Consider the following 23,387-nt stretch of genomic DNA (forward strand, 5'->3'; position numbering starts at 1 on the left):
CGTTACGCTGGAACTTTTCTAAGGAGAGATCGGCGACCAGCCGCAAGATCGGGGCAACTTCTTGTCTGGACCGTGCATCGAAGCTTCGCTGAGCGGTGATGTTGCAAGGATGCCACGACGGAATTCAAGGAGTTAGTACGCTTCCGAGCGCGGCCGTGACCCGGCTGCGACAATCGTCGTTTGCCCGAACAACATCATATTTGAGGACTCCGCGGCGCTTCTTTTGGCCCCATTGGAGCAAATAATTCCCAGGTGCTCTGAGGCTGCGACATTTCGCCCGCTCCGCGAGGAGGTGAACGAGATGTCTCAGCCCGATCAACGCCCGCGTGCTGCCGAACCGCCAAGCAGCAGACGCCGGGTTGAAACTTGGGGAGATGATCAATGGCAGCCAATACCTTCAACCCGACGGCGCTGGCGAATGGCACGTCCAACCTGCTGGTTCGCGCCTCGGCGCTCAACCTGTCGACCGACCTCGTGCAGGCCGGCGTCGTTTTCAACGACGCCGTTCGCATCTCGACCGGCCTGTGGTCGACGCCGCAGAACAGCGGCAACTCGAACCCGTTCCTCGGCAGCTACACCACCGACCTGCATGCCGTGCAGAACGACATCAACGCGATGCTGGCCAATCCCGGAGACGTCACGATCGGCGGCAAGGCCTTTACGCTCAACGCGACCGACACCGCGGTGCTCACCCAGGTCTCGAACGAGATCACGACGCTGATCAACGCGGCGCCGAACACAACCAATCCGGCGACCCTCGCCGAAGCCGACCAGACCATCCACAACGTGCAGATGCAGATCCTGGCGCAGATCCAGGGTGACGCGCATCTCTCGGCCGCGCTCAACAACGTTCCCTTCCTGGCCAACACGGGTGCCATGGATGTGGCGTTCCAGAGCCTTCCCGCCGGCAACGACAGCGCCACCAATCTCGCTGCAGCGGCCGCGGGCGACCTGACCGCCATCGGAACGGTGTTCAATGCCGTCGCTGACCTTTCGCTGGGCGGCATGAGCGCCAACAATATCAACCAGGTCCAAGCCGACTTCACGGCCGTGGCGCAGGGCCTCCAAGCGATCCTGAACGATCCCGCGAAGCTCGCTGCGATTGAAGCAGGTCAAACCGCTGTCGATGCCCAGACGACGACGCTGCATCTGATGACGCTGCTCAGCCAGGCAAACCTTCAAATCAACAACTACAACGTCGCCGAAACGATGGCCAGCCCGACGGCGCTGCGCGGCTCCGCCGACAACATCGTCGACATGATCGACGTGTTCCAGAACGACGCGGCCCTCAACGCCGCGGCGGGCGGCACCGGCATGCCGGGACACGGCGGCGGCTTCTCGGAGATGCCCGGCGGCCTGACCGGCACGGTCACGAAGTTCCAGGACAATCAGGCGCAGACCAATTTCTGGGCCAACTTCCTCGCCGAGGGCAACACGCTGGGTGCGAAGCTGGTTGCGGTCGCCAATGGAACGGGGACGGCGTCGCAGGCCCTGATCGACCAGATCACCAACTACCAGAACTTCGGTGCGGCATTCGATGCGGCGCAGGGCGCGGTGTTCAAGGGACGCTTCGACGACGAGCTCGCCGCCGGCGCTCTGCAGTCCGACACCACCATGGCCACGAAGGCCCTGATGGGCATCATGAACGGTGACACCGGTGCCGCCCTGGCGACCGATCAGGCGATGTTGAAGGCTGCCGCCGCGAACTACATCGGCAATGCCGGAGACATCGCGGGCAACAATATCGCGATCGGCGGATCGGCCTACGTCACGTCCGCGACGAGCTTCGTGACGGCGACGGCGGTCAATGGCATTGCCCAGGGCACCGGTATGCCGGCGGGCGCCACGCCGAACATCGCCAACGGCACGGGCGGAACGCCTGCGAGCACGACCACGCCCGGCGGCGGCATGGGCGGAGGTGGCACGACAGGTGGCGGCACCACCGGAGGCGGCACTGCCGGCGGAGGCACCACGGGTGGCGGGACGACCGGAGGCGGCACGACGGGCGGTGGAACGGCCGGCGGAGGAACCACCGGCGGCGACAACAACACCACCACGACCCATCACTGCGGCGGCCACCACAGCCATCACAGCAGCCACCACACGGCGGCGGCCGCGGCGGCGCCAGCCGCAACCGCTGCAGCCGCATCGAGCGGTCCGGACATGTCCCACCACCACGCGATGCATCACATGTGGGGCTGACGCCCTCGGCAACCTGACCAACATTGGCCGGCGCAGACCCTTGGGTCTACGCCGGCTCGTTGCGTTGTGGCAGCACCGGCCATCGACGCTGCACGTGGCCGGACAAATTCCATGCACTGCTCGAAGGGTTCTAGCCGACCGCTTGCGATCGGCCTCGTCTAAGCCTCCGTTTCGCTTCAATCCGCCTCGACAACGGCATTCGTCGAACATTCAGCAAGTTGCCATCATGAACGAGCACGCCGTCGCCTTCCGCCCCCGCCTCGTCCCCACAGCGTCGGACGGCGGACAGCCGTCGGCGGCCGCGCTCAGCGATCAAGCCTTGCGCATCGCTGAGCAGGCCTACCGGAAAGTTCTTTCGCTTCAGCCCCGTCATTTCCGCACCCTGTGCAGCCTCGCCGCGGTCCGCCTGCAGCTTGGCGATGCGCATGAGGCACGCGCCCTGCTCGACCAGGCCGCAGAGGAAGCCGGTGATGCCGCGGATCTGCACCTGTCGCTCGGCAAGACCTTCGCAGGCCTCGGCGATCTCGCCAAAGCGAGCGCGCATCTGCAGCGCGCCGTCGCGCTCGACGAGACCTCGACCGACGCCCGGCTGCTGCTCGGCAGCGTGCTCACCAGCCTTGGCGACCCCGGCGGCGCGGTTCGGCATCTGGAGCTGGTGCTGGCCGCGGACGCGACCAGCGCCGACGCGCACCAGGCGCTCGGCTTTGCCTTGCAGCGCCTCGACCAGTACGAGCGCGCGCTCGCGCATCACGAGGCCGCGCTCGACGCGCGGCCGGATTTCGCCGCGGCCGCCGCCAGCCTCGGCGACGCCTGCCGCATGCTCGGGCGGCATTCGGAAGCCATTGTCCATTACACGCGCGCGCTCGCGATCCAGCCCAATGCGCCGGTCGTGCTGCTCAACATCGGCGGCTGCCAGCAGGCCGCCGGCGAGCTCGATGCCGCGATCCGCACCTATCAGCAGGCCCTTGCCCTGAGCCCGCATCTCGCCGAGGCGCACTACAATCTCGGCAATCTGCACCTGGAGATGAAGAGCGTCCCTGCCGCCATCTTCCATTATGAGCGCGCCATCGCCGAACGGCCGGACTTCCCGGAGGCCCATAACAATCTCGCCAATGCCCTGCAATCGCGCGGCAAGCACGACCTGGCGCTCGCGCATTACGCCGAGGCGGTGCGCCGGCGCCCCGACTATGCCGTCGCCCACCGCAACCGCGGCGATGCGCTGCGCGACGTCAAGCGCTACGAGGACGCCGTCGCAAGCTATCGAACGGCCCTCGCCCACGATCCCCGCGACGCGACGACGATGAACCATCTCGCCGGCGTGCTGATGATCCTGGGACGGCTCGACGAGGCGGCGCTCGCGTATGAATCCGCCCTGGCTGTCAACCCGCGCAGTATCGGCACGCACCTCAACTACGGCGTGGTCAAGCCGTTCGCGGTCGACGACGCGCGCTGGGCGCCCTTGCAGGATCTGACCGCGAACTCGGAGACGCTCACCGAGGATGCGCGCATCGCCCTGCACTTCACCCTCGGGCGGGCTTATACCGACATCAAGGACGGCGAACGGTCGCTGGTCCACCTCAACGCCGGCAATGCTCTCGAGCGCCGCCGCATCAACTATGACGAGAACCAGACGCTGCGCCAGATCGAGCGCATCCGCGCGGTGTTCTCCAAGGACATGCTGCAGGCGCGCGCCGGCCATGGCGATCCATCGCCGGCGCCGGTGTTCGTCATCGGCATGCCCCGGTCCGGCACCAGCCTGGTCGAGCAGCTCCTCGCCAGCCATTCCGCCGTGCACGGCGCCGGCGAGGTCAACTATTTCGCGGCCGCCGCGGGACTGTTCACCGACCGTGCCCGCGGCGACTATCCGGAGATGCTCGCCAAGCTGTCCGACGCCGACATTGAGGCCCTCGCGCGCGCCTATCTCGAGCGGTTCACCGACCTGCCGGCGGACACCAAGCGCATCGTCGACAAGATGCCGTCGAACTTCCTGTTCGCCGGGCTGATCCATCTCGCGCTACCGAATGCGCGCATCATTCACGTCCGGCGCAATCCGATCGACACCTGCCTGTCTTGCTACACGCAGCTGTTCGCCGAGCCGCAGCCCTTCGCCTACGACCTCGCCGAGCTCGGCCGCTACTACCGCGCCTACGATGCCCTGATGGGTCATTGGCGCAAGGTGCTGCCGGACGGCGTCATGCTGGAGGTGGCGTATGAGGACGTGGTGCGTGACTTCGATGCGCATGCGCGCAAGATCGTGGCGCATTGCGGGCTCGACTGGGATGACGCCTGCCTGTCGTTCCACGAGAACGAGCGTCCGGTGAACACGGCCAGCCTGGTCCAGGTCCGCAAGCCGCTGTTCTCCGGATCGGTCGGCCGCTGGCGGATGTATGGCGACCGGCTGAAGCCGCTGCTCGATGCGCTCGGCAGCGAAGCCGTGCGGCCGACCATTGCCGAGGCGATCGCGGGCGCCAAGCCGCCCCAGCCCGTGAACGTGGCCCCGCCCGTGGTGACGCCGACAACAGCATCGCTTTCCTTCGCTTCGCAGCAGGCCGGATCGTTGCAGACGTTGGTCGAAGGCGCCGCTGCCGTGGCAAAGAGGCTGCAAGGCCGCGGCGACTCCAAGGATGCCGAGACGATCTACAACCTGATCCTGGCGAGGCAGCCGAACCAGTTCGACGCGCTGGTCGGACTCGGCATGATCTGCACCACCGCCAACCGGCTCGACGAGGCCAAGGACTTCTTCGTGCGCGCGGTCGCGGTGAACGACAAATCCGCCGAGGCCCATGGCAGCATCGGAGCCGTCGAGGCCTCCGCCGGCCACTATGAGACGGCCGTACAGCATTACGAGACGGCACTCGCGCTGGCGCCGAGCCACCCCGGCATCCTCTACGCCTTCGCCATGGTTCGCCAGAACCAGGGGCTGATCGACGAGGCGATGGCCCTGCTCCGGCGGGCGATCGACAACAAGCCGCAGCACCTCGATGCGCATTTCGCACTCGGCAACCTGCTCTACACGACAGGAAAAGACATCGAGGCAGCGAAACACTACCTCAAGGTCCTCGACTTCAGCCCGGAGCATGCCGAGACCCACAACAACATCGCCAACGTGCTGCTGCGCCAGGGCCATCGCGAGCGCGCCATCGAGCACTACAAGCGGGCGATCGCGAGCCGGCCCGACTATGCCGACGCCTATGGCAATCTCGGCAACGCCTTCCTCGAGCTCAACCGGCTCGAGGAATCGATCGAGCAGAACCTGCTGGCCATCAAGATCAAGCCGGAACGCTTCGGCTCCTACAACAATCTCGGCGTCGCCTACCAGGCGCTCGGCCGTTTCGAGGAGGCAACGGCAGCGTTCCAGAAGGCCCTGGAGCTGGCGCCGGACGACGCGCCGATCCACCTCAATCTCGCGAACATGTCGAAGTTCAAGCCGGACGACAGCCGGCTTCCTGGTCTGCGGCAGCTGATCGAACGCGTCGACCAGCTCGATCAGGAGAAGCAGATCGCAGCCCATTTCGCGTTTGGCAAGGCGTTGTCCGACCTGAAGGACTACGACCTGGCCTTCTCGCATCTGCACAAGGCCAACACCCTCAAGCGCAAGACCTTCGACTACGACTCCGAGCAGCGGCTCGGCATGATGAAAAACGTCGCGACGCGCTTCACGCCCGAGTTCTTTCGCATGGTTGCAGGGCACGGCGACGATTCCTGGGCCCCGATCTTCATCGTTGGCATGCCGCGCTCCGGAACCACCCTGATGGAGCAGGTGCTGGCCAGCCATTCCAAGGTCTTCGGCGCGGGCGAGCTCGAGACCTTCAAGGATCTCGTCGGCGAATGCGCCAACCGCCAGAAGGTCGTTCCGGCGTATCCCGATCTGATCACGCTGCTGCCACCCGAGGAAATGACGAAGATCGGTCAGGAGTACACCGCCCGCGTTCGGACGCTAGCGCCCGAAGCCGAGCGCATCGTCGACAAGATGCCGCTGAACTTCCTGTTCGTCGGGATGATCCATGCGGCGTTCCCGCGCGCCAGGATCATCAACGCGCGGCGCGACCCGCTCGACAATTGCATTTCCTGCTACTCGCTGCTGTTCACAGGCTCACAGCCATTCGCCTACGACCTGACCGAACTCGGCCACTACTACCGGGGTTATGAGGGCGTGATGGAACACTGGCACAAGGTGCTACCGCCCGGCATCCTGATGGACGTTCAATACGAGGATCTGGTCGACGACCTCGACGGCGTGTCGCGCCGCGTGCTCGCCCATTGCGGGCTCGACTGGGAGGATGCCTGCCTCGACTTCCATCGCACCGAGCGCATGGTGCGCACGGCGAGCCTGATGCAGGTGCGCGAGCCGATCTACCGCCGCTCGATCGGAAGCTGGCGCCGCTACGAGAAACATCTTGGGCCGCTGTGCGCGGCGCTCGGCATCGACCTTCCGCCGCCGGAAACCACATGACCGCCGGCAAATAACCGGGTGCTGTTGCCCAGGGATCGGTGACAGGCGCGGCACCCGGCTATCCGGCCGCGCGGCGGAGCGGCTCGAGCATTGTGCTCCTGGGGCTTTAAGAAATTATATTCGTCATACGCAGAAGCGTCAGTTTTACTACGCAGACGCGCCAACTGATAACACAACCAGAAGTTAGATGACCTCTTCAGCCATGGGTCCAGTAAATTGCGTTCGAAGACCGACCAGATCGCGCCCGTTGAGCCGACAGGAGCGGCATCTTCGGTTGTCCTCATCAGTACAGTTGATAGCTCGGCGCCTTTAGTTGAGCTGTGTCGAGCAATATGCCGTGATGCAGCACCGGTCTATACACAACCTATAGGCGAATTTCCGGCACCTGTCCTGACGTCCCGGTTCATCTGAGGCCGCCGTCGGTACCGACGAGGGCGTGTCATCCGCCACGGTCGTCTCGGCCTGCATCTTGATGGCGGCCAGGTTGATGGCGACCATGGCGATCGGCGCGCCAATAGGCGTGAGGGTCCCCGCCAACTCCGGCTCGGAGCGGCCTTCCCCTTTCCCGTTTGGGTCCCACAGCGCCTCCGGCGGCCGGACGAAGCCAGACTGTGACGACGGCCCAGCAGGCGCTTGACCTGGAGGCCAAGGCTTGGTTTGACCCGTTTCGCCCGGTCAGAGCCTCCGACCGGATCCAGCCCCCAACCGTGGAAGATCCCTGGCCATGCGCATCACTCTCGTCGGCTCCCGCCATTTCGGTGTCGCCACACTGAACATGCTGCGCGAGAGAGGAATCGAGATCGCGCGGGTCGTCGTTCATGATGGCGAGGACCGGCTTGCAGCCGCGGCGCGGGCGGCCGGGATCGAGGTCGTGGTCCAGGCCAATCCGAAGGTCGTGCCCGCCGGCGAGATCGCCCCCGGCACGGACCTGATCGTCACGGCGCATAGCCACGCCCGCGTCACTCACGAGGCGGTGGCAGCCGCCCGGCTCGGCGGCATCGGCTACCATCCGTCGCTGCTGCCGCGTCACCGGGGCATCGCTGCGGTGGAGTGGACCATCAAGGAAGGCGATCCGATCGCCGGCGGCACCATCTATCACCTCGCCGACCGCATGGATGCGGGCGCCATCGCCGCCCAGGAATGGTGCTTCGTCAAGAAGGGAGAGACCGCGCGCGAGCTGTGGGAGCGCGCTCTCGCACCGCTCGGGCTCAAGCTGCTCGGCGATGTCGTCGAATCGGCCAAGGCGACCGGCGCGATTCCGGCCAAGCCGCAGGACGAGCAGTTCGCGACCAAGGCGCCCAGCCTCACCCCGCACTGAGCATCTGATCGCATCGCCCTGATAAGTTGTGGACATCCTCCCCGCTGGCGCCCTCGCGGTGCCCTGCGAACGGCAGCATGGGCGGTCAGCGGAAAGATGTGGGCGTTCGCCCGCTTATGCCGTGGGCGAAGGCGCAGTTTGCGCACAATGCCGCCCGAATGCCTCCAAGCCGGGTTCCGCATTAATCGTTAATGGACTGAAATTGCTCGATAAAAATCCGTTGTGGCGCTGCGGCAAATTTTCGTCACAATTCTTCCAAATAAGGTCGTGATCAACGACATTTGAGGGACAACGATTCATGCGTCTCGACCGCATTGGAATGGCTTTCGCCGCGTCGATCCTGGTGGGCAGCTCGGCCGCCCCCGCATTCGCCCAGTCGCCCTATGACGGGCAGTGGCAGGTGACGATCGTCACCAACAGTGGCAGCTGCGAGCCCACGGCCAGCTCGACCTTGATCGTCGCAGACGGTAAGATTTCTGCGGCTGGCGCCAATGTGTCGGGTTCGATTGGACGCGAAGGCCTCGTCAAGGTCTCCATCAATGGCGCATATGCGAATGGGCAGCTCAACGGCAATTCTGGCTCGGGCAAGTGGAACGGCGCCTCGGCAGGCATCCCCTGCAGCGGCCGCTGGCAGGCTTCGCGCCTGTAACGGCGCGCACACGCTCCTGAAGATGGTGCGGCGGGTCGCGGCCACCGCCGTTGTTTTGACGGCGGGCGTGACCGCCTCGCCGGGGCATGCCGACCCTGGTCCCTTCACGGGCATGGCCGGAACATGGGGCGGCAGCGGCACGGTTGCCCTCGAGGACGGCTCAACCGAGCGCATCCGGTGCCGGGCCAATTACGGCGTCTCGGGACCGCGGATGACGCTCGTCCTGACCTGCGCCAGCGATGCCTACAAGTTCGGGCTGCAGGCCGAGGTGATCGCTGAGGGCTCGGCCATCTCGGGAACCTGGAGTGAGACCAGCCGCGGCATCAATGGCGTGCTGCAGGGCCGTGGCGGCGGCGGCAACTTCCAGCTGCTCGCGACCACCGCCGGCTTCAACGCCAACATCGCGCTCGCCACCCGCGGCAAGAGGCAGTCCGTGTCGATCCGGGCCGACAGCCAGTTCCGCGCAGCCAACATTTCACTGTCGCGGTGATCCCGATCAACTGCCGCGCCTGGCGCCGGGGACCGCACCTGCGGACGGCGGCGGAGCAAGCTGCGCGGCGGTGCGCTTGATGGTCTTGGCGACCAGCAGCGCCTGCTCCCGCGTCATGGCGAAGTCCTGAACACCTTTATGGGTGGTCAGCGACAGCACCATGAGATGAGGCTCCCGCTCCGGCCAGCCAGTGGCAAAGGCGGTCACGAAGTCGGCTGAAGCGGCGCGTTCGGTCATGTCTCGTCTCTGGCTGCCTTAGACTGTGTTGTGCTGTTCGCGGGCTGTATCGCGGCGGTCGCTTTAGGACGAAACACAGCCACACTCCACGTTTTTCTCGATGACGCGCGTCCGTCGCGAGCAAAGCCTGCAGCGGCGTTGGTGCGCTGCACCGTTGATTTCGTTTGCATTGCTCTGCGCGCGAGGTGATACAGCCCGCCTTCGCCGCCGTCCTCGCTCTCCCCGCCACCGCATGAATCGTCCCGCTTCGAAACTGATTGCCGCACTGTGGATGACGGGCTGGCTCAGCCTGATGCTGGTGATGGCGGTGGCCGGACGCGAAGCGATGCGCGAGCTCAACGTGTTCGAGCTGATGGAGCTGCGCTGCCTGATCGGCCTGGTGATGCTCTCGCCGGTCATCGCCCTCAGCGGAGGCTTTGCCACCTTGCGCACCTCGCGGCTCAAGCAGCACGCGGCGCGCAACCTCGTCCATTACGGCGCGCAGCTCGGCTGGTTCTTCGCGCTCACCTTGATCCCGATCGGCCAGGTGGTGGCGATCGAGTTCACGATGCCGATCTGGACGGCACTGCTGGCGGCGGCCTTCCTCGGCGAACGCATCACCCTGTTCAAGCTGGCGGCGATCGGGCTCGGCCTCGTCGGCGTCGTCGTGATCGTCCGCCCGGATACCGGGGCGATCAATCCGGGACAGCTCATCGCGCTGGCCGCCGCGGTCGGCTTCGGTATCTCGATCGCACTGGTCAAGCTGCTGACGCGCACCGAGCCCACCGTGTCGATCATCTTCTGGATGCTGGTGGTGCAATCCGTCGCCGGCCTCATCCCTTCGCTCGTATTCTGGACGGCGCCATCGGCCACCGCCTGGGGCTGGATCCTGCTCGTCGCCCTCTGCGGCACCTTCTCGCATTTCTGCATGGCGCGCGCGCTGCTCTACGCCGACGCCACCATCGTGGTGCCCATGGATTTCCTCCGCGTTCCGCTGACCGCCACTGTCGGCTGGCTGGTCTATGCGGAGCGTCTCGACGGATTGACCGTGGTCGGCGCGGCGTTGATTCTCGCCGGAAACCTGCTGAACCTGCGTCCGCCGCAGCCTCGGCCGGTGCCGATGGGCAGTTCGGCAGGGACCTGAGGCGCCGAGCATCCCCTCAAGCGGCGTGACCCGGATCACGGAACCGCCGCACTACACGCGATCGTCGTGGATCTGGCGCAACACCCGCGAACTGGTTTATGGCGGAAGCGTGATTTTTTGACCGGGAACAAGACTTTTGGCGCCGATCCGCGACAAATGCTGCAGTGAACGCTTCGCTTGATCGTTGGGGGATCTCCTGATGCGCTATCTCACCGTCGCCCTGTCCCTGCTCTGCGTGGTGCTGACCGCTGAAGCCGCCAAGGCCGACCGCCGGGTCGCCTTTGTCGTTGGAAACGGCGCCTATAAGAGCGTGGCCCAACTGCCGAACCCGCCGGTCGATGCCAAGGCCATGGCGGCCACCCTGCGCAACGTCGGCTTCGACGTCGTCGAGGGCACCAATCTCACCCGCGACAAGATGACCGAGAAGCTGCTCGATTTCGGTCGCAAGGCGCAGGGCGCCGATATCGCGGTGTTCTATTACGCCGGACACGGCATTGCGATCGCCGGCACCAACTACCTGCTGCCGGTCGACGCCGACCTGAAATCGGAGATGGACGTCAAGCTGGGCTCGGCCATCAACATCGACGTGACGCTCGACCAGACGATGGGCGACGCCAAGGTCAAGCTCGTCTTCCTCGATGCCTGCCGCGACAATCCGTTCGCCGCCAAGATCAAGTCGAACTCGCCGACCCGCAGCGTGTCGGTGCAGACCGGCCTGGCCGAGATGAAGTCCGGCGAGGGTACGCTGATCGCGTTCGCCACCGGCCCGGGCCAGACCGCCCTCGACGGCGAGGCCGGCGCCAACAGCCCGTTCACCCGCGCGCTGATCTCGCACATCGCCCAGCCCGGCATCGAGATCCAGCAGGCCATGACCGCCGTGCGCGCCCAGGTCAATGAGGAGACCAGCAAGGGCCAATTGCCCTGGGGGCATACCAACCTGATCGGCGCCGTCTACCTCAACCCGGCGGCGGCCCCTGCTGCAACGGCCGCCACGGCCGGGACGACGCCGGCCGTCGCGACGGCCACCGTGACCGCAGGCGAAGCCGAGCTCGAATTCTGGCGCTCGGTGAAGGACTCCAACAAGCCGGAAGAGCTGAACGCCTACCTCTCGACCTACCCGAACGGGCAGTTCAAGTCGCTGGCGATGGCGCGCATCGCCGCGATCGAAAGCGGCGCCATCAACACCGCCACTCGCAACGTCGCCAAGGGCGTCGATCCCGCCACCTACACCGAGGAAGGCACTCAGGTCAGCGAGGATCAGATCGGCCTCGACAAGACCAAGCGCCGCGACGTGCAGCGGCGGCTGACCGGTCTTGGCTTCGACACCAGGATGACCGGCGTGTTCGACGACCAGACCCGCGGCGTCATGAAGCGCTGGCAGGCGGCCCGAGGCTATCCGTCGACTGGATTCCTGACCAAGCTGCAGCACAAGGCGCTGCTGGCAGAGCCGCAGCCCGCGCCGGCGACCGCCGCAGTCGGCGACGAGGCCAGGCCGCGCCGTGCCAAGCCGGCCGGCAACGTGGCTGCCGGCGGCCCGCCGCCTCAGGGTGCGCCGGTCTATCGCAATCCGCCGCCGCAGGACAATTCGGGCAACGCCGCCGGCGCCGCCTTCATCGGTGGCATGATGGGCGGTGTGCTCGGCAGCGCGCTGCGCCGGTAAGCGACTTCGTCTTTCCCCCGTAAAAAAGCCCGGAGCACGAGCTCCGGGCTTGTTCGTTAGAATGCAGCCGCCCCTCAGAGCCCTGCCGCCTTGCGCAGCGCCGCGTTGATGCGGTCCTGCCAGCCCGGCCCTTGAGACTGAAAGTGCTCGAGAACGTCCTGGTCGATCCGCAACGTCACCTGCTCGCGCACACCAGGAACCGCCGCCTTCTTCGGCGGCGCCTCCACCGGCTTGGTGGTCACCTTCTTGAACGCGGCCTCGGCCTCGGTACGGGCGTCAGCGAGCGTGCGCGGACGCCGCGGCTGGTCGGCCATGATCAGATCCCCTCGAACAGCGCGGTGGACAGATAGCGCTCCGAGAACGACGGCACGATCGCCAGGATCGTCTTGTCCGCGCTCTCCGGCCGCTTGCCGATCTCGATCGCGGCTGCAATCGCCGCGCCCGAGGAGATCCCGCCGGGAATGCCCTCGGTGCGGGCCAGCGCGCGCGAGGTCTCGATGGCGGTGGTGCTGTTGATCTTGACGATCTCGTCGATCACCGAGCGGTCGAGAATGTCCGGCACGAAGCCGGCGCCGATGCCCTGGATCTTGTGCGGCGAGTGCTGCCCACCCGACAGCACCGGGCTCTCCTCCGGCTCGACCGCGACGACCTTGAGACCGGGCTTGCGCGACTTCAGCACCTGGCCGACGCCGGTGATGGTGCCGCCGGTGCCGACGCCGGCGACGAACACGTCGATATTGCCCGCCGTGTCGTTCCAGATCTCCTCGGCCGTGGTGCGGCGATGGATGTCCGGGTTTGCGAGGTTCTTGAACTGCTGCGGCATCACCGAGTTCGGCGTCGTCCGCAACAACTCCTCGGCGGTGGCGATGGCGCCTTTCATGCCCTGCGACGCCGGCGTCAGCACGATCTCAGCGCCGAGGAAGGCGAGCATCTTGCGCCGCTCCACCGACATCGACTCCGGCATCACCAGTTTGAGCTTGTAGCCACGCGCCGCCGCGACGAAGGCCAGCGCGATGCCGGTATTGCCCGAGGTCGGCTCGATCAGCACGGTGTCGGGCTTGATCACGCCGGCCTGCTCCATCGCCAGGATCATGCCGACGCCGATCCGATCCTTCACGCTCGCGGCGGGATTGAAGTATTCCAGCTTGGCGAGGATGGTCGCCTTGACTCCATGTTGCTCCGGCAGCTTTCGCAACCGCACAATCGGCGTATTGCCGAACGCGTCGACAATTGAATCAAATACGCGCCCGCGTCCTGGACGCTGTGCTGACGACTCCATGAAATCACTCCTCTGCGCGCCCCGCGCGACGTCGACAACGCTTCTGACCATCTTCAGCGAGCCTGTTGCGCTGCGCAAGCACGTTTGCGCGATCTTAGGACGATCGCGGCGCACAACAAGTCGTGGCTAAATTGCGAAAAACCAACGCATTTGTGTTGCGACAAGGTCAATAAACTCGGTGTATGCTTGATTTCAGCCGGATGAAGATTCACGGTGCAGGTCGACTGCAACCCGGGCGGACATCAGCAAGATGTCATCTTCGGAGTGATACAATCGGGGCGTTCGTGCCAAACGACAGCGCCGTTGTAGAATAGATATAAGAACAGACCACCCAGACAAAACTCTTTGTGTGACGGATTTGATATCCGCGAAAGTTGGACTCGTCGGAAATAGACCCGTTCGAACGCGACTTGTTCGAAATCGACCCTTTTCGAAATTGACGTCGTTCAAGCAGAGATCGCCAACAAAGAGATCGTCCAGGAGGTCAATATGTCAGCACTCGCTGATCTCGTGTCGACCGCAACCGCCCGCCCGAATCCCCGCGGCTGCGATCTGCCGACATGCCCGGTCTGCGCCGACTCCATGATTGCCGCGGAGGCGTCGGCATATTTGGCTGACAATGCGATCAGCTATCTCTGGACCTGCGACACCTGCGGCTATGGCTTCGTCACCAAGCACTCCGTGAAAAGCCGCTTCGTCTGCAACTGAACGGCCCCAGGGCGAGAGAGTTCCGCGACGTGATGTCACGGCCGTTCGATGGCCGAGGATAACGCAACCGTCGGCCATCGAGCCGGTCGGCAGTGCATGATCAGCACAATTTCATGAGGGCCGGCGCACAGGGCCGGGCTCACAACAAGCTGACGGGCTTCACCTGAAGCGGCCGTCAGCCGGCGCGCGAGGCGATGTCGCCGCGCGCCCAATCGGCCTTGGTGCGCTCGTAGAATTCCGTGAACCGCCCCTGTGCAATCGCCTCGCGCATCCCGGCCATCAATTGCTGGAAATAGGCAATGTTGATTTCCGACAGCAGCGTCGCGCCGAGCGCCTCGCCCGCCTTGATCAGATGATGCAGATAGGCGCGGGCATAGCTGCGCGCCGCCGGCCACGGGCTCTCCTCATCCAGCGGCCTGTCATCGTCGGCATGACGCGCGTTGCGCAGGTTCACCGGCCCGAAGCGCGTGTAGGCGACGCCGTGGCGGCCGTTGCGGGTCGGCAGCACGCAGTCGAACATGTCGATGCCGCGCCGGACCGACTCCAGGAGATCGTCAGGCGTGCCGACGCCCATCAGGTAGCGCGGACGGTCGGCCGGCAGCGCCGGCGCGGTCGCCTCGATCATCTCGAGCATGACCGCCTGCGGCTCGCCGACGGCCAGGCCGCCGATCGCATAGCCGTGGAATCCGATCTCGACCAGCGCCTGCGCGCTGGCGACGCGCAATGCGGGCACATCGCCGCCCTGCACGATGCCGAACAGCATGTAGCCTGCCGGCGCCTTCTCGAAGGCGCGGCGGCAGCGTTCGGCCCAGCGCAGCGACAGCCGCATCGCGCGCTCGATATCGTCGCGCTCGGCCGGCAGCCGCACGCATTCGTCGAGCTGCATCGCGATGTCGGAGTTGAGCAGGCGCTGCACCTCGATGGCGCGCTCCGGTGACAGCTCGATCTTCGCGCCGTCGATGTGCGAGCGGAACGTCACCGCCTGCTCGGTCACCTTGCGCAAGCCCGACAGCGACATCACCTGGAAGCCGCCGGAATCGGTCAGCATCGGACCGCCCCAGCCGGTGAAGCGCTGCAGGCCGCCAAGGGCGGCGATGCGCTCTGCCGTTGGCCGCAGCATCAGGTGATAGGTGTTGCCCAGCACGATGTCGGCGCCGGCCTCGCGGACGTCGCGCCAGTGGATGCCCTTCATGGCGCCGGCGGTGCCGACCGGCATGAAGGCCGGGGTGCGCACCACGCCGTGCGGAGTCGTCAGCCGGCCGGTACGGGCCGCGCCGTCTGTGCCGAGCAGTTCGAAATGGTTGGGAAGGTCGCTGACCGAGGAGCTCATGGCCGGCTTATTGCGTCAGGACCGCCCCCGATTCAACCGCGATGGCGCTGTTTTGGTGCCTTTCGGCCGTTGACGGCGGTTCCGGCCGCCCCTATGGTCCGGCGCCATGTCGACCTCGACCAAACGCACGACGAAAACCACCAAGCCCTTGCGGGCCTCGGGAGGCGTGCGCGCGTAGTCGAACTCGATTGCGACCATCTTCGAACCGAAGCCCCGCCTGATGAAGGTCCGGGGCTTTTTTTATGTCCAGATTCCAACCGGAGACTTGAAGACGTGCCTCACGATCCCACCATTGCCATCGTCGGCGTCACCGGCGCCGTCGGCGCCGAGTTCATCGCCACCCTGGACCGCCGTAATGTCCGCGTCGGCAAGCTCAAGGCGCTGGCAAGCGCCCGCTCGGCCGGGCAGACCCTCACCTTCCGTGGCCAGACGATCGTGATCGAGGAGCTCAACGAGCGCTCGTTCGAAGGCGTCGACATCGCGCTGTTCTCGGCCGGCAGCGGCATCTCCAAGAAGTTTGCGCCGATTGCGGTCCGCTCCGGCGCCGTGGTGGTCGACAACTCCTCGGCCTTCCGGATGGACCCGAACGTTCCGCTGGTCATCCCGGAGATCAACGCCCGCCGCATCCGCGACCACAAGGGTATCATTGCCAACCCGAACTGCGCGGCCATCACGGCGCTGGTGCCGCTGTGGCCGATCCACCAGAAGAACCGCATCAAGCGCATGATCATCTCGACCTACCAGGCCGCCAGCGGCGCCGGTGCGGCGGCGATGGACGAGCTGGTGCAGTCGACCCGCGCGAGCCTCAACGGCCAGGTCTATGCGCCCAAGGTGATGCCGCACCCGTTCGCCTTCAACCTGTTCAGCCACAACACCGCCATCGATCCCGACACCGGCTACAACGACGAAGAGACCAAGGTCATCAACGAGACCCGCAAGATCTTCGAGGATGAAGGGATCGCCGTCGGCGTCACCTGCGTCCGCGTGCCGGTGCTGCGCGCGCATTGCGAGGCGATCACCTTCGAATGCGAGAAGCCGATCACCGAGGACGACGTCCGCCGCATCCTGGCGACCGCGCCCGGCGTGCGCGTGGTCGACGACCGCGCGAAGAACTACTTCCCGATGCCGGTCGACGCCTCCGGCCAGGACGACGTGCTGGTGGGCCGCATCAGGACGGATCTGTCCGATCCGTCAGGTCACTCGATCGCGATGTTCGTCGCCGCCGATCAGCTGCTCAAGGGCGCTGCGCTGAATGCGGTGCAGATCGCCGAGCTCTTGCCGGAGCAGGCCATGGCGTGAGGCGGCCACGCACCCTCCTCACCAACACTGTCATCACCCGCGAAAGCGGGTGATAGACGGTGGGCACGCATCGCCTTCGGCGCCGCCTTGCCCACCCTACGTTTCTGCGCTCTACGGCTCGACGACCCGCTCGTCCGGCTGGCGGAACAGCAGACACGCATCGCCGTAGGAATAGAACCGGTAGCCGCTTTGAATCGCATGCGCGTAAGCCGCCTGCATCGTCTCGAGCCCGGCGAAGGCCGAGACCAGCATGAACAGGGTCGAGCGCGGCAGATGGAAGTTGGTCATCAGGATGTCGACCGCGCGAAAGCGATAGCCGGGCGTGATGAAGATCGACGTCTCCGCCTCGAACGGTGCGATCGTGCCGTCGGGCTGCGCCGCGCTCTCGAGCAGCCGCAGCGACGTCGTTCCGACCGCGACGATGCGGCCGCCTTGGGCGCGGGCCTGGTTCAGCGCAGCGGCGGTCTCAGGCGTCAGACTGCCCCACTCCGCATGCATGCGGTGGCCTTCGGTGTCATCGACCTTCACGGGCAGGAAGGTGCCGGCGCCGACATGCAGGGTGACGCGCTGCAGCCCGACGCCGCGCTCGCGCAGCCGCCGTTCCAGCGTCGGCGTGAAATGCAGTCCGGCGGTGGGGGCCGCCACCGCGCCCTCCTTGGCCGCGAACATGGTCTGATAATCGGTCGCGTCCTGCTCGTCTGCGGGCCGCCTGCCGGCGATGTAGGGCGGCAGCGGCGGCCGGCCGAGATCGGCGATCGCCTGGTCGAGCGCGGGCCCATGAAACACAAAGGACAGCGTCAGCTCGCCCTCCTCGCCCTTGGCTTCGACGGTGGCGTCGAGATGGCCGAGCAGGCAGACCTTGCCCTCGTTGCCGAAACGGATCGTATCGCCTGGCGCGAGCTTCTTGGCGGGCCGCACCAGCGCCTGCCAGCGCGAGCCGTCGAGCCGCTTGATCAGGGTCGCCTCGATCTTCGCCTCGGTCTCGCGGCTGATGCGGCGTCCTGAGAGCTGAGCGGCGATGACCTTGGTGTCGTTGACGACGAGCTGATCGCCCGGCTCCAGCCAGTCCGGCAGGTCGGCGACCGTGCGGTCGCGCAGCACGCCATCGCCCTGCACCACCAGCATGCGCGCGGATTCGCGCGGGCTCGCCGGCCGCAGCGCGATGTTTTCGGGGGGCAGCTGAAAGTCGAAGAGGTCTGTGCGCATCGTCGTTCTGGAACGACCGTCGAAAACCTCATCCTGAGGAGCGCGTCAGCGCGTCTCGAAGGATGAGGCCCGACTGTGGCCTCATGGTTCGAGACGCGTGCTGCGCACGCTCCTCACCATGAGGGTCAAAAGCCGAGGGCGGTACTGCACACCGACCATGAACACGCCGAGAGGCGTGTTCATGGAGAGGGTCGTTGGTTACGCCGCGTCGGCGGCCATGTAGGCCTTCACGATCTTGTCCGGGTTCTGCACCGGCTCGCCGCGCTTGATCTTGTCGACATTCTCCATGCCCTCGGTGACCTTGCCCCAGACCGTGTACTGCTTGTCCAGGAAGCGGGCGTCGTCGAAGCAGATGAAGAACTGGCTGTCGCCTGAATCTGGATTGGCCGCACGCGCCATCGAGGCGGTGCCGCGAACATGCGGCTCGGCGTTGAACTCGGCCTTCAGCTTCTTGCCGGAGCCGCCGGTGCCGGTGCCCTGCGGGCAGCCGGTCTGCGCCATGAAGCCGTCGATGACGCGGTGGAAGACGATGCCGTCGTAGAAGCCCTCGCGGACGAGCTCCTTGATGCGCGCGACATGGCCGGGCGCGAGATCGGGACGCATCTCGATGGTGACGGGGCCCTGGGTGGTCTCGAGGATCAAGGTATTTTCGGTCACAGCCATGCTGGTCTCTCGGTTTTGGTAGAATTGACGGGGGTCAGGACAAAGCAAATCCTGGGTCTGAAATGTCGCGGCGCCTTCCCATGTGCGGCCGTCACCCCTCCTGACGGCAATCCGAGCACGACGAGGCCCGCGATGCTGGTCCAGAATAGACCCAATGCGTTTAAAGCTGAAGCCACCGGCCCTGTCGATGTGGCGGGCCGGCAGAATCGGCATGCCGCCGCGACGTGGCAAAAGGTTCCTTAAGGCCCAAGGGAACCGGGCGCGAGACCCGGGTGTCCCCCTGCTCTGCCTCTACTTGATGTCCGAGGCGACCTGAACCTTCACCATCTTGTCCGGATCGGTGACGGCACCGCCCGAGGAGCCCGGAGGCGCCTTCTTGAGCTTGTCGACGACGTCCATGCCCTGCACGACCTCGCCAATCACGGTGTATTGGCCGTTGAGGAAGGAGGCATCGCCGAAGCAGATGAAGAACTGCGAGTTGGCGGAATCGACGCTATCGCCCCGGCGCGCCATGCCGACGGTGCCGCGCTTGAACGGCGTTGACGAAAACTCCTGCTTCAGGTTCGGGTACTTCGAGCCGCCGGTGCCATTGAAGTTCTGGCCGTCACCGGTCTGCGCCATGAAGCCGTCCATGACGCGGTGGAACGGCACGTTGTTGTAGAAGCCTTCGCGCGCCAGCGTCTTCAGCCGCTCGGCATGCTGTGGCGCCAGATCGGTGCGCAGCTTGATGATGATGCGGCCCTTGGTGGTGTCGATGACCAGGGCATTCTGCTTGTCGAGGCCGGCAGGCAGCGACTGGGCCAGCGCCGGCAATGCGAAGACGAGAGCGAAGACGAAAGCGAGCGCGCGGATCATGGCAACTCCGATGACATGAGACGATGTGGAGAGGAAGGCACCGCCGGAAGCGGCCGGTGCCTGAAGGATCACTTGAACTTGGCCTTGAGACTTTCGACCACCGACGGCGGCACGAAATGCGAGATCTCGCCGCCCATGGCGGCGATCTGGCGAACCAGCGTGGCTGCGATCGGACGGACACCCACCGAGGCTGGAACGAACACCGTCTGGACCTGCGGTGCCATGGTCTGGTTCATGCCGGCCAACTGCATCTCGTAGTCGAAATCGGTGCCGTCGCGCAGGCCCCGGATCATCATGATCGCACCGGCCTTTTGCGCGGCCGTGACCGTCAGATTGTCGTAGGTCGAAGCCTCGAAGCTGCAGCCCGCCGCGGCTGCCACGGGGCCGAAGATCTCATGCGCCATCGCCAGCCGCTCCTCGGTCGAGAACAGCGGCTTCTTGCCGTGATGCACGCCGACCGCGACGATCAGGCGGTCGCAGAGGTGGACGGCCTGCCGGACCACATCGAGATGGCCGTTGGTGACGGGATCGAACGAGCCCGGATAGAGCGCAATGCGTTGCATGCGCTCGTCCTATACCGCCCGGAACAGGCCGGCAAGCCGCCGTCAGGCACGCTGGCGTGGCTGTGATGGGCAAAGAGCGGCCGAGAGACTGCATTGCGATGGAACGAGGTGCGACGCCGATGGGCCGGAACCGTGGTCGGCTACCGCGATTGTTTCGTCGGAACATCCGACATGAAACACGCTCGCGCCGAGACGAAACCAATTCGCCCGTCCCGCGAAGACGTCTCGAAACCCGATCTGGTTATCAAATCGTTAACGAACACGGGCCGAACGGCCCAGACAGGGGACCGTCATGATCAAAGCGCTATCTGCAGTCGCAGCAGCCGGCTTGGTGGCTGCCGGCATCACCCTCCTGCCCGGCTTCGCTCCCCAGGTCGAAGCCAGCGTGCCGCGTCCGCTGGCCAAGGCGGACCGCCTGGACATCCGCCCGATCGGCCGCGACTGCTCGCAGCAGGCCTGGCCCAACTTCGAGGCGGGCTGCCTGCGCAGCGCCGGAACCCGGGGAACCATCCGCGAGGCCAGGATGGTCTCGGTCGAGCGGACGCAGTGAGGCGAACAGCGAAAGACCTGCGTCGTCCGCTATTCGCTACGCCCTATTCGCCATTCGCCTGGTCAGCGTTCCCGTTGCCGTTCTCGGCCTCCTCGCCGATATGCTCCACCGAAACGACGTGCTCATCATCGGCGGTGTCGAACACGATGACGCCCTGCGTCGAGCGTCCCGCGATGCGGATGCCGTCGACGGGGCAACGGATCAACTGCCCCTTGTCCGTCACCAGCATGATCTGATCGCCATCCTCGACCGGGAATGAGGCGACGAGCTTGCCGTTGCGGTTGTTGACCGACATCGCGACGATGCCTTTGCCGCCGCGGCCGGTGGTGCGGTACTCGTAGGACGAGGTGCGCTTGCCGTAGCCGTTGACCGAGACGGTCAGCACCACCTGCTCCTGCGCCGACATCTCGACATAGCGTTCCTGCGACAGCTGGATCGCGCCAGCGGCCGCCTCCTCGCCCTCGGCCTCGACCGGCTCCTCGGTGGCAGCATCGCCCGACATCGCCCGGCGCATCTTCAAGTACGCCGTACGCTCGTCCGAGGTCGTCTCGACATGGCGCAGGATCGACAGCGAGATCACCTTGTCGCCGCCGGCGAGCGCGATGCCGCGCACGCCCATCGAGGTCCGACCGGTGAAGACGCGCACGTCGGTGACGGGGAAGCGGATGCACTGCCCGCCCGACGCCGTGAGCAGGACGTCGTCGCGCTCGGTGCAGATCTGAACGTTGACGATCTCTTCGCCCTCGTCGAGCTTCATCGCGATGATGCCGGAGCGGCGCACGTCGACGAAATCCGACAGCTTGTTGCGGCGGACGTTGCCGCCGGTGGTCGCGAACATCACGTCGAGATTGGCCCAGGAGGATTCATCCTCCGGCAGCGGCATGATGGTGGTGATGCGCTCGCCCTGCTCCAGCGGCAGGATGTTGATCAGCGCCTTGCCACGCCCGTTGGGCGCCGCGATCGGCAGCCGCCAGACCTTCTCCTTGTAGACCTGGCCGCGCGACGAGAAGAACAGCACCGGCGTGTGCGTGGAGGCCACGAACAGCCGGCTGACGAAATCCTCCTCGCGGGTCTGCATGCCCGAGCGGCCCTTGCCGCCGCGGCGCTGCGCCCGATACGCCGACAGCGGCACGCGCTTGGTGTAGCCGGCGTGCGACACGGTCACGACCATGTCCTCGCGCTGGATCAGGTCCTCGTCCTCGACCTCGCCTTCCTGCTCGGCGATCACGGTGCGGCGCGGCGTGCCGAACTCCGCCTTAACAGCGGCGAGCTCGTCCTTGATGATCCCCTGTACCCGCGCCCGCGAGCGCAGGATGTCGAGATAGTCGTTGATCTCGACCTTGAGCTTGTCGAGCTCGTCGGAAATCTCCTCGCGACCGAGCGCCGTCAGGCGCTGCAGGCGCAGGTCGAGAATCGCCTTGGCCTGCTCGAACGACAGCCGGATGGTGCCGTCCTCGGAAAGACGGTGGCGCGGATCGTCGATCAGCGTGATGATGGCCTCGACGTCGCGCGCCGGCCAGTCGCGCGACATCAACGCCTCGCGCGCGGTCGCAGGATCGGGCGACGTCCTGATGACCCGGATGACCTCGTCGATATTGGCGACGGCCACGGCAAGGCCGACCAGGATATGAGCGCGGTCGCGCGCCTTGTTGAGCAGGAACTTGGTCCTGCGCGTGACGACACGCTCGCGGAACGCGACGAAGATCGTCAGCAGGTCCTTCAACGTCATCGTCTGCGGGCGGCCGCCGTCGAGCGCCAGCATGTTGGCGGCGAAGCTCGTCTGCAGCGGCGTGAACTTGTAGAGCTGGTTGAGCACGACGTCCGGCACGGCGTCGCGCTTCAGCTCGACGACGACGCGGTAGCCGTCGCGGTCGCTTTCGTCGCGCAGGTCGGCGACGCCTTCGATCTTCTTTTCGCGCACCAGTTCGGCGATGCGCTCGACCATCGTCGCCTTGTTCACCTGGTAGGGAATCTCGGAGATGATGATCGCCTCGCGATCCTTGCGGATCGTGTCGATCGTCACCTTGCCGCGCATCATGATCGAGCCGCGGCCCAGGTGATAGGCCGAGCGGACGCCGGCGCGGCCGAGGATGATGCCGCCGGTGGGGAAATCCGGCCCTGGAATGATGTTGATGAGGTCGTCGATCGTGAGCGCGGGATTGTCGATCAGCGCGATGCAGGCATCGATCACCTCGCCGAGATTGTGCGGCGGGATGTTGGTGGCCATGCCGACCGCGATGCCGCCGGCGCCATTGACCAGCAGGTTCGGATATTTGGCCGGAAGAACCGACGGTTCCTTGTCGGAATTGTCGTAGTTGGCCTGGAAGTCGACGGTGTCCTTGTCGATGTCGTCGAGCAGCGGAATCGCCGACTTGGCGAGCTTCGCTTCGGTGTATCGATAGGCCGCGGGGGGATCGCCGTCGACGGAGCCGAAATTGCCCTGGCCGTCGATCAGCGGCACGCGCATCGAGAAGTCCTGCGCCATGCGCACCATGGCGTCGTAGATCGACTGATCGCCATGCGGATGGTATTTACCGATGACGTCGCCGACCACGCGCGCGGACTTGACGTATTTCTTGTCGGGCGTGTGCCCCTGCTCGTACATCGAATACAGGATGCGCCGGTGCACGGGCTTGAGGCCGTCGCGCGCATCGGGCAGCGCTCGCGACACGATCACGCTCATCGCGTAATCGAGGTAGGAGCGCTTCATCTCGTCGAGGATGGAAACGGGACGAATGTCGGAAGGTCCGCCCGGCTCGCCGGGCTTCTCATCTTCTTTATCGGACAAAGGGGATACCGGTC

Annotated in this window: 19 protein-coding genes; 10 read left to right on the top strand and 9 right to left on the bottom strand. The window is 65.6% G+C overall.

The features are described 5' to 3' along the window. The first annotated feature begins 381 nt into the window (after positions 1–381). The 5 genes from ACQR1H_RS13335 to ACQR1H_RS13355 all read left to right on the top strand — a co-directional run bounded on the left by ACQR1H_RS13335 (position 382) and on the right by ACQR1H_RS13355 (position 9,112). The gene (locus tag ACQR1H_RS13335) at positions 382–2,202 is read left to right on the top strand and encodes a hypothetical protein (RefSeq protein ID WP_316215867.1); all 1,821 of its coding nucleotides are present in this window, start codon (positions 382–384) and stop codon (positions 2,200–2,202) included. A gap of 226 nt (positions 2,203–2,428) precedes the next feature. Then, a complete protein-coding gene (locus tag ACQR1H_RS13340; protein WP_434907649.1) occupies positions 2,429–6,655 on the top strand; it encodes a sulfotransferase in 4,227 nt (1,408 codons plus the stop codon). 724 nt (positions 6,656–7,379) lie between these two features. Further along, entirely contained in the window at positions 7,380–7,973 is a 594-nt protein-coding gene (locus ACQR1H_RS13345) for a formyltransferase family protein (protein ID WP_315799870.1), read from the top strand. A 298-nt stretch (positions 7,974–8,271) separates the two neighbouring features. Further along, complete coding sequence (locus ACQR1H_RS13350; protein ID WP_315751045.1) at positions 8,272–8,622, top strand: hypothetical protein; 351 nt, start codon at positions 8,272–8,274, stop codon at positions 8,620–8,622. A 22-nt stretch (positions 8,623–8,644) separates the two neighbouring features. Further along, entirely contained in the window at positions 8,645–9,112 is a 468-nt protein-coding gene (locus ACQR1H_RS13355) for a hypothetical protein (protein WP_315799869.1), read from the top strand. A gap of 6 nt (positions 9,113–9,118) precedes the next feature. Here the strand turns inward: ACQR1H_RS13355 and ACQR1H_RS13360 are convergent, their stop codons facing one another. Further along, on the bottom strand, positions 9,119–9,349 hold the full coding sequence (locus tag ACQR1H_RS13360; protein ID WP_315799868.1) for a hypothetical protein: 231 nt from the start codon (positions 9,347–9,349) through the stop codon (positions 9,119–9,121). Between the two features lie 232 nt (positions 9,350–9,581). On the opposite strand from ACQR1H_RS13360, the gene ACQR1H_RS13365 reads away from it, so the two are divergent. Further along, positions 9,582–10,472, top strand: a complete 891-nt coding sequence (locus ACQR1H_RS13365; RefSeq protein ID WP_316236430.1) for a DMT family transporter — start codon at positions 9,582–9,584, stop codon at positions 10,470–10,472. Positions 10,473–10,671: 199 nt separating this feature from the next. Continuing rightward, complete coding sequence (locus tag ACQR1H_RS13370) at positions 10,672–12,132, top strand: caspase family protein (RefSeq protein WP_315799866.1); 1,461 nt, start codon at positions 10,672–10,674, stop codon at positions 12,130–12,132. 74 nt (positions 12,133–12,206) lie between these two features. Here ACQR1H_RS13370 and ACQR1H_RS13375 read toward each other — a convergent pair whose 3' ends face one another. Beyond that, positions 12,207–12,446, bottom strand: a complete 240-nt coding sequence (locus ACQR1H_RS13375; RefSeq protein WP_315799865.1) for a BrnA antitoxin family protein — start codon at positions 12,444–12,446, stop codon at positions 12,207–12,209. A gap of 2 nt (positions 12,447–12,448) precedes the next feature. Then, on the bottom strand, positions 12,449–13,411 hold the full coding sequence (gene cysK / locus ACQR1H_RS13380) for a cysteine synthase A (protein WP_434895084.1): 963 nt from the start codon (positions 13,409–13,411) through the stop codon (positions 12,449–12,451). A 489-nt stretch (positions 13,412–13,900) separates the two neighbouring features. Here cysK and ACQR1H_RS13385 point away from each other — a divergent pair, with 489 nt between their 5' ends. Then, positions 13,901–14,119: a hypothetical protein gene (locus ACQR1H_RS13385; RefSeq protein WP_315711782.1), complete on the top strand. Its 219-nt coding sequence runs from the start codon at positions 13,901–13,903 to the stop codon at positions 14,117–14,119. Between the two features lie 175 nt (positions 14,120–14,294). Here the strand turns inward: ACQR1H_RS13385 and tgt are convergent, their stop codons facing one another. Further along, on the bottom strand, positions 14,295–15,449 hold the full coding sequence (gene tgt, locus ACQR1H_RS13390; RefSeq protein ID WP_316178614.1) for a tRNA guanosine(34) transglycosylase Tgt: 1,155 nt from the start codon (positions 15,447–15,449) through the stop codon (positions 14,295–14,297). Positions 15,450–15,722: 273 nt separating this feature from the next. Here tgt and ACQR1H_RS13395 point away from each other — a divergent pair, with 273 nt between their 5' ends. Then, positions 15,723–16,748 carry an aspartate-semialdehyde dehydrogenase gene (locus ACQR1H_RS13395; RefSeq protein WP_315799862.1) on the top strand — a complete coding sequence of 342 codons (1,026 nt, stop codon included), beginning with the start codon at positions 15,723–15,725 and terminating at the stop codon, positions 16,746–16,748. Between the two features lie 111 nt (positions 16,749–16,859). On the opposite strand, the gene queA is transcribed toward ACQR1H_RS13395, so the two are convergent. The 4 genes from queA to coaD all read right to left on the bottom strand — a co-directional run bounded on the left by queA (position 16,860) and on the right by coaD (position 20,035). Beyond that, a complete protein-coding gene (gene queA / locus ACQR1H_RS13400) occupies positions 16,860–17,954 on the bottom strand; it encodes a tRNA preQ1(34) S-adenosylmethionine ribosyltransferase-isomerase QueA (protein WP_316178612.1) in 1,095 nt (364 codons plus the stop codon). Between the two features lie 198 nt (positions 17,955–18,152). Continuing rightward, the gene (locus ACQR1H_RS13405; RefSeq protein ID WP_315799860.1) at positions 18,153–18,617 is read right to left on the bottom strand and encodes a peptidylprolyl isomerase; all 465 of its coding nucleotides are present in this window, start codon (positions 18,615–18,617) and stop codon (positions 18,153–18,155) included. 291 nt (positions 18,618–18,908) lie between these two features. Next, positions 18,909–19,472: a peptidylprolyl isomerase gene (locus tag ACQR1H_RS13410; protein WP_315711771.1), complete on the bottom strand. Its 564-nt coding sequence runs from the start codon at positions 19,470–19,472 to the stop codon at positions 18,909–18,911. Between the two features lie 68 nt (positions 19,473–19,540). Next, positions 19,541–20,035 (bottom strand): pantetheine-phosphate adenylyltransferase, encoded by a 495-nt coding sequence (gene coaD, locus ACQR1H_RS13415; RefSeq protein ID WP_316178610.1) that lies wholly within the window; start codon positions 20,033–20,035, stop codon positions 19,541–19,543. A 292-nt stretch (positions 20,036–20,327) separates the two neighbouring features. Here coaD and ACQR1H_RS13420 point away from each other — a divergent pair, with 292 nt between their 5' ends. Next, positions 20,328–20,585 carry a hypothetical protein gene (locus ACQR1H_RS13420; protein ID WP_315799858.1) on the top strand — a complete coding sequence of 86 codons (258 nt, stop codon included), beginning with the start codon at positions 20,328–20,330 and terminating at the stop codon, positions 20,583–20,585. 43 nt (positions 20,586–20,628) lie between these two features. Here the strand turns inward: ACQR1H_RS13420 and gyrA are convergent, their stop codons facing one another. Continuing rightward, positions 20,629–23,373 carry a DNA gyrase subunit A gene (gene gyrA, locus ACQR1H_RS13425; protein WP_315799857.1) on the bottom strand — a complete coding sequence of 915 codons (2,745 nt, stop codon included), beginning with the start codon at positions 23,371–23,373 and terminating at the stop codon, positions 20,629–20,631. Positions 23,374–23,387: the final 14 nt, after the last annotated feature.

It is taken from the genome of Bradyrhizobium sp. HKCCYLRH2015, assembly GCF_051168215.1.
Classification (GTDB): domain Bacteria; phylum Pseudomonadota; class Alphaproteobacteria; order Rhizobiales; family Xanthobacteraceae; genus Bradyrhizobium.

Bases quoted from the DNA above. Each gene is read 5' to 3' on its own strand.
- ACQR1H_RS13335 (WP_316215867.1), top strand. From the start codon at position 382: ATGGCAGCCAATACCTTCAACCCGACGGCGCTGGCGAATGGCACGTCC.
- ACQR1H_RS13340 (WP_434907649.1), top strand. From the start codon at position 2,429: ATGAACGAGCACGCCGTCGCCTTCCGCCCCCGCCTCGTCCCCACAGCG.
- ACQR1H_RS13345 (WP_315799870.1), top strand. From the start codon at position 7,380: ATGCGCATCACTCTCGTCGGCTCCCGCCATTTCGGTGTCGCCACACTG.
- ACQR1H_RS13350 (WP_315751045.1), top strand. From the start codon at position 8,272: ATGCGTCTCGACCGCATTGGAATGGCTTTCGCCGCGTCGATCCTGGTG.
- ACQR1H_RS13355 (WP_315799869.1), top strand. From the start codon at position 8,645: ATGGTGCGGCGGGTCGCGGCCACCGCCGTTGTTTTGACGGCGGGCGTG.
- ACQR1H_RS13360 (WP_315799868.1), bottom strand. From the start codon at position 9,349: ATGACCGAACGCGCCGCTTCAGCCGACTTCGTGACCGCCTTTGCCACT.
- ACQR1H_RS13365 (WP_316236430.1), top strand. From the start codon at position 9,582: ATGAATCGTCCCGCTTCGAAACTGATTGCCGCACTGTGGATGACGGGC.
- ACQR1H_RS13370 (WP_315799866.1), top strand. From the start codon at position 10,672: ATGCGCTATCTCACCGTCGCCCTGTCCCTGCTCTGCGTGGTGCTGACC.
- ACQR1H_RS13375 (WP_315799865.1), bottom strand. From the start codon at position 12,446: ATGGCCGACCAGCCGCGGCGTCCGCGCACGCTCGCTGACGCCCGTACC.
- cysK (WP_434895084.1), bottom strand. From the start codon at position 13,411: ATGGAGTCGTCAGCACAGCGTCCAGGACGCGGGCGCGTATTTGATTCA.
- ACQR1H_RS13385 (WP_315711782.1), top strand. From the start codon at position 13,901: ATGTCAGCACTCGCTGATCTCGTGTCGACCGCAACCGCCCGCCCGAAT.
- tgt (WP_316178614.1), bottom strand. From the start codon at position 15,449: ATGAGCTCCTCGGTCAGCGACCTTCCCAACCATTTCGAACTGCTCGGC.
- queA (WP_316178612.1), bottom strand. From the start codon at position 17,954: ATGCGCACAGACCTCTTCGACTTTCAGCTGCCCCCCGAAAACATCGCG.
- ACQR1H_RS13405 (WP_315799860.1), bottom strand. From the start codon at position 18,617: ATGGCTGTGACCGAAAATACCTTGATCCTCGAGACCACCCAGGGCCCC.
- ACQR1H_RS13410 (WP_315711771.1), bottom strand. From the start codon at position 19,472: ATGATCCGCGCGCTCGCTTTCGTCTTCGCTCTCGTCTTCGCATTGCCG.
- coaD (WP_316178610.1), bottom strand. From the start codon at position 20,035: ATGCAACGCATTGCGCTCTATCCGGGCTCGTTCGATCCCGTCACCAAC.
- ACQR1H_RS13420 (WP_315799858.1), top strand. From the start codon at position 20,328: ATGATCAAAGCGCTATCTGCAGTCGCAGCAGCCGGCTTGGTGGCTGCC.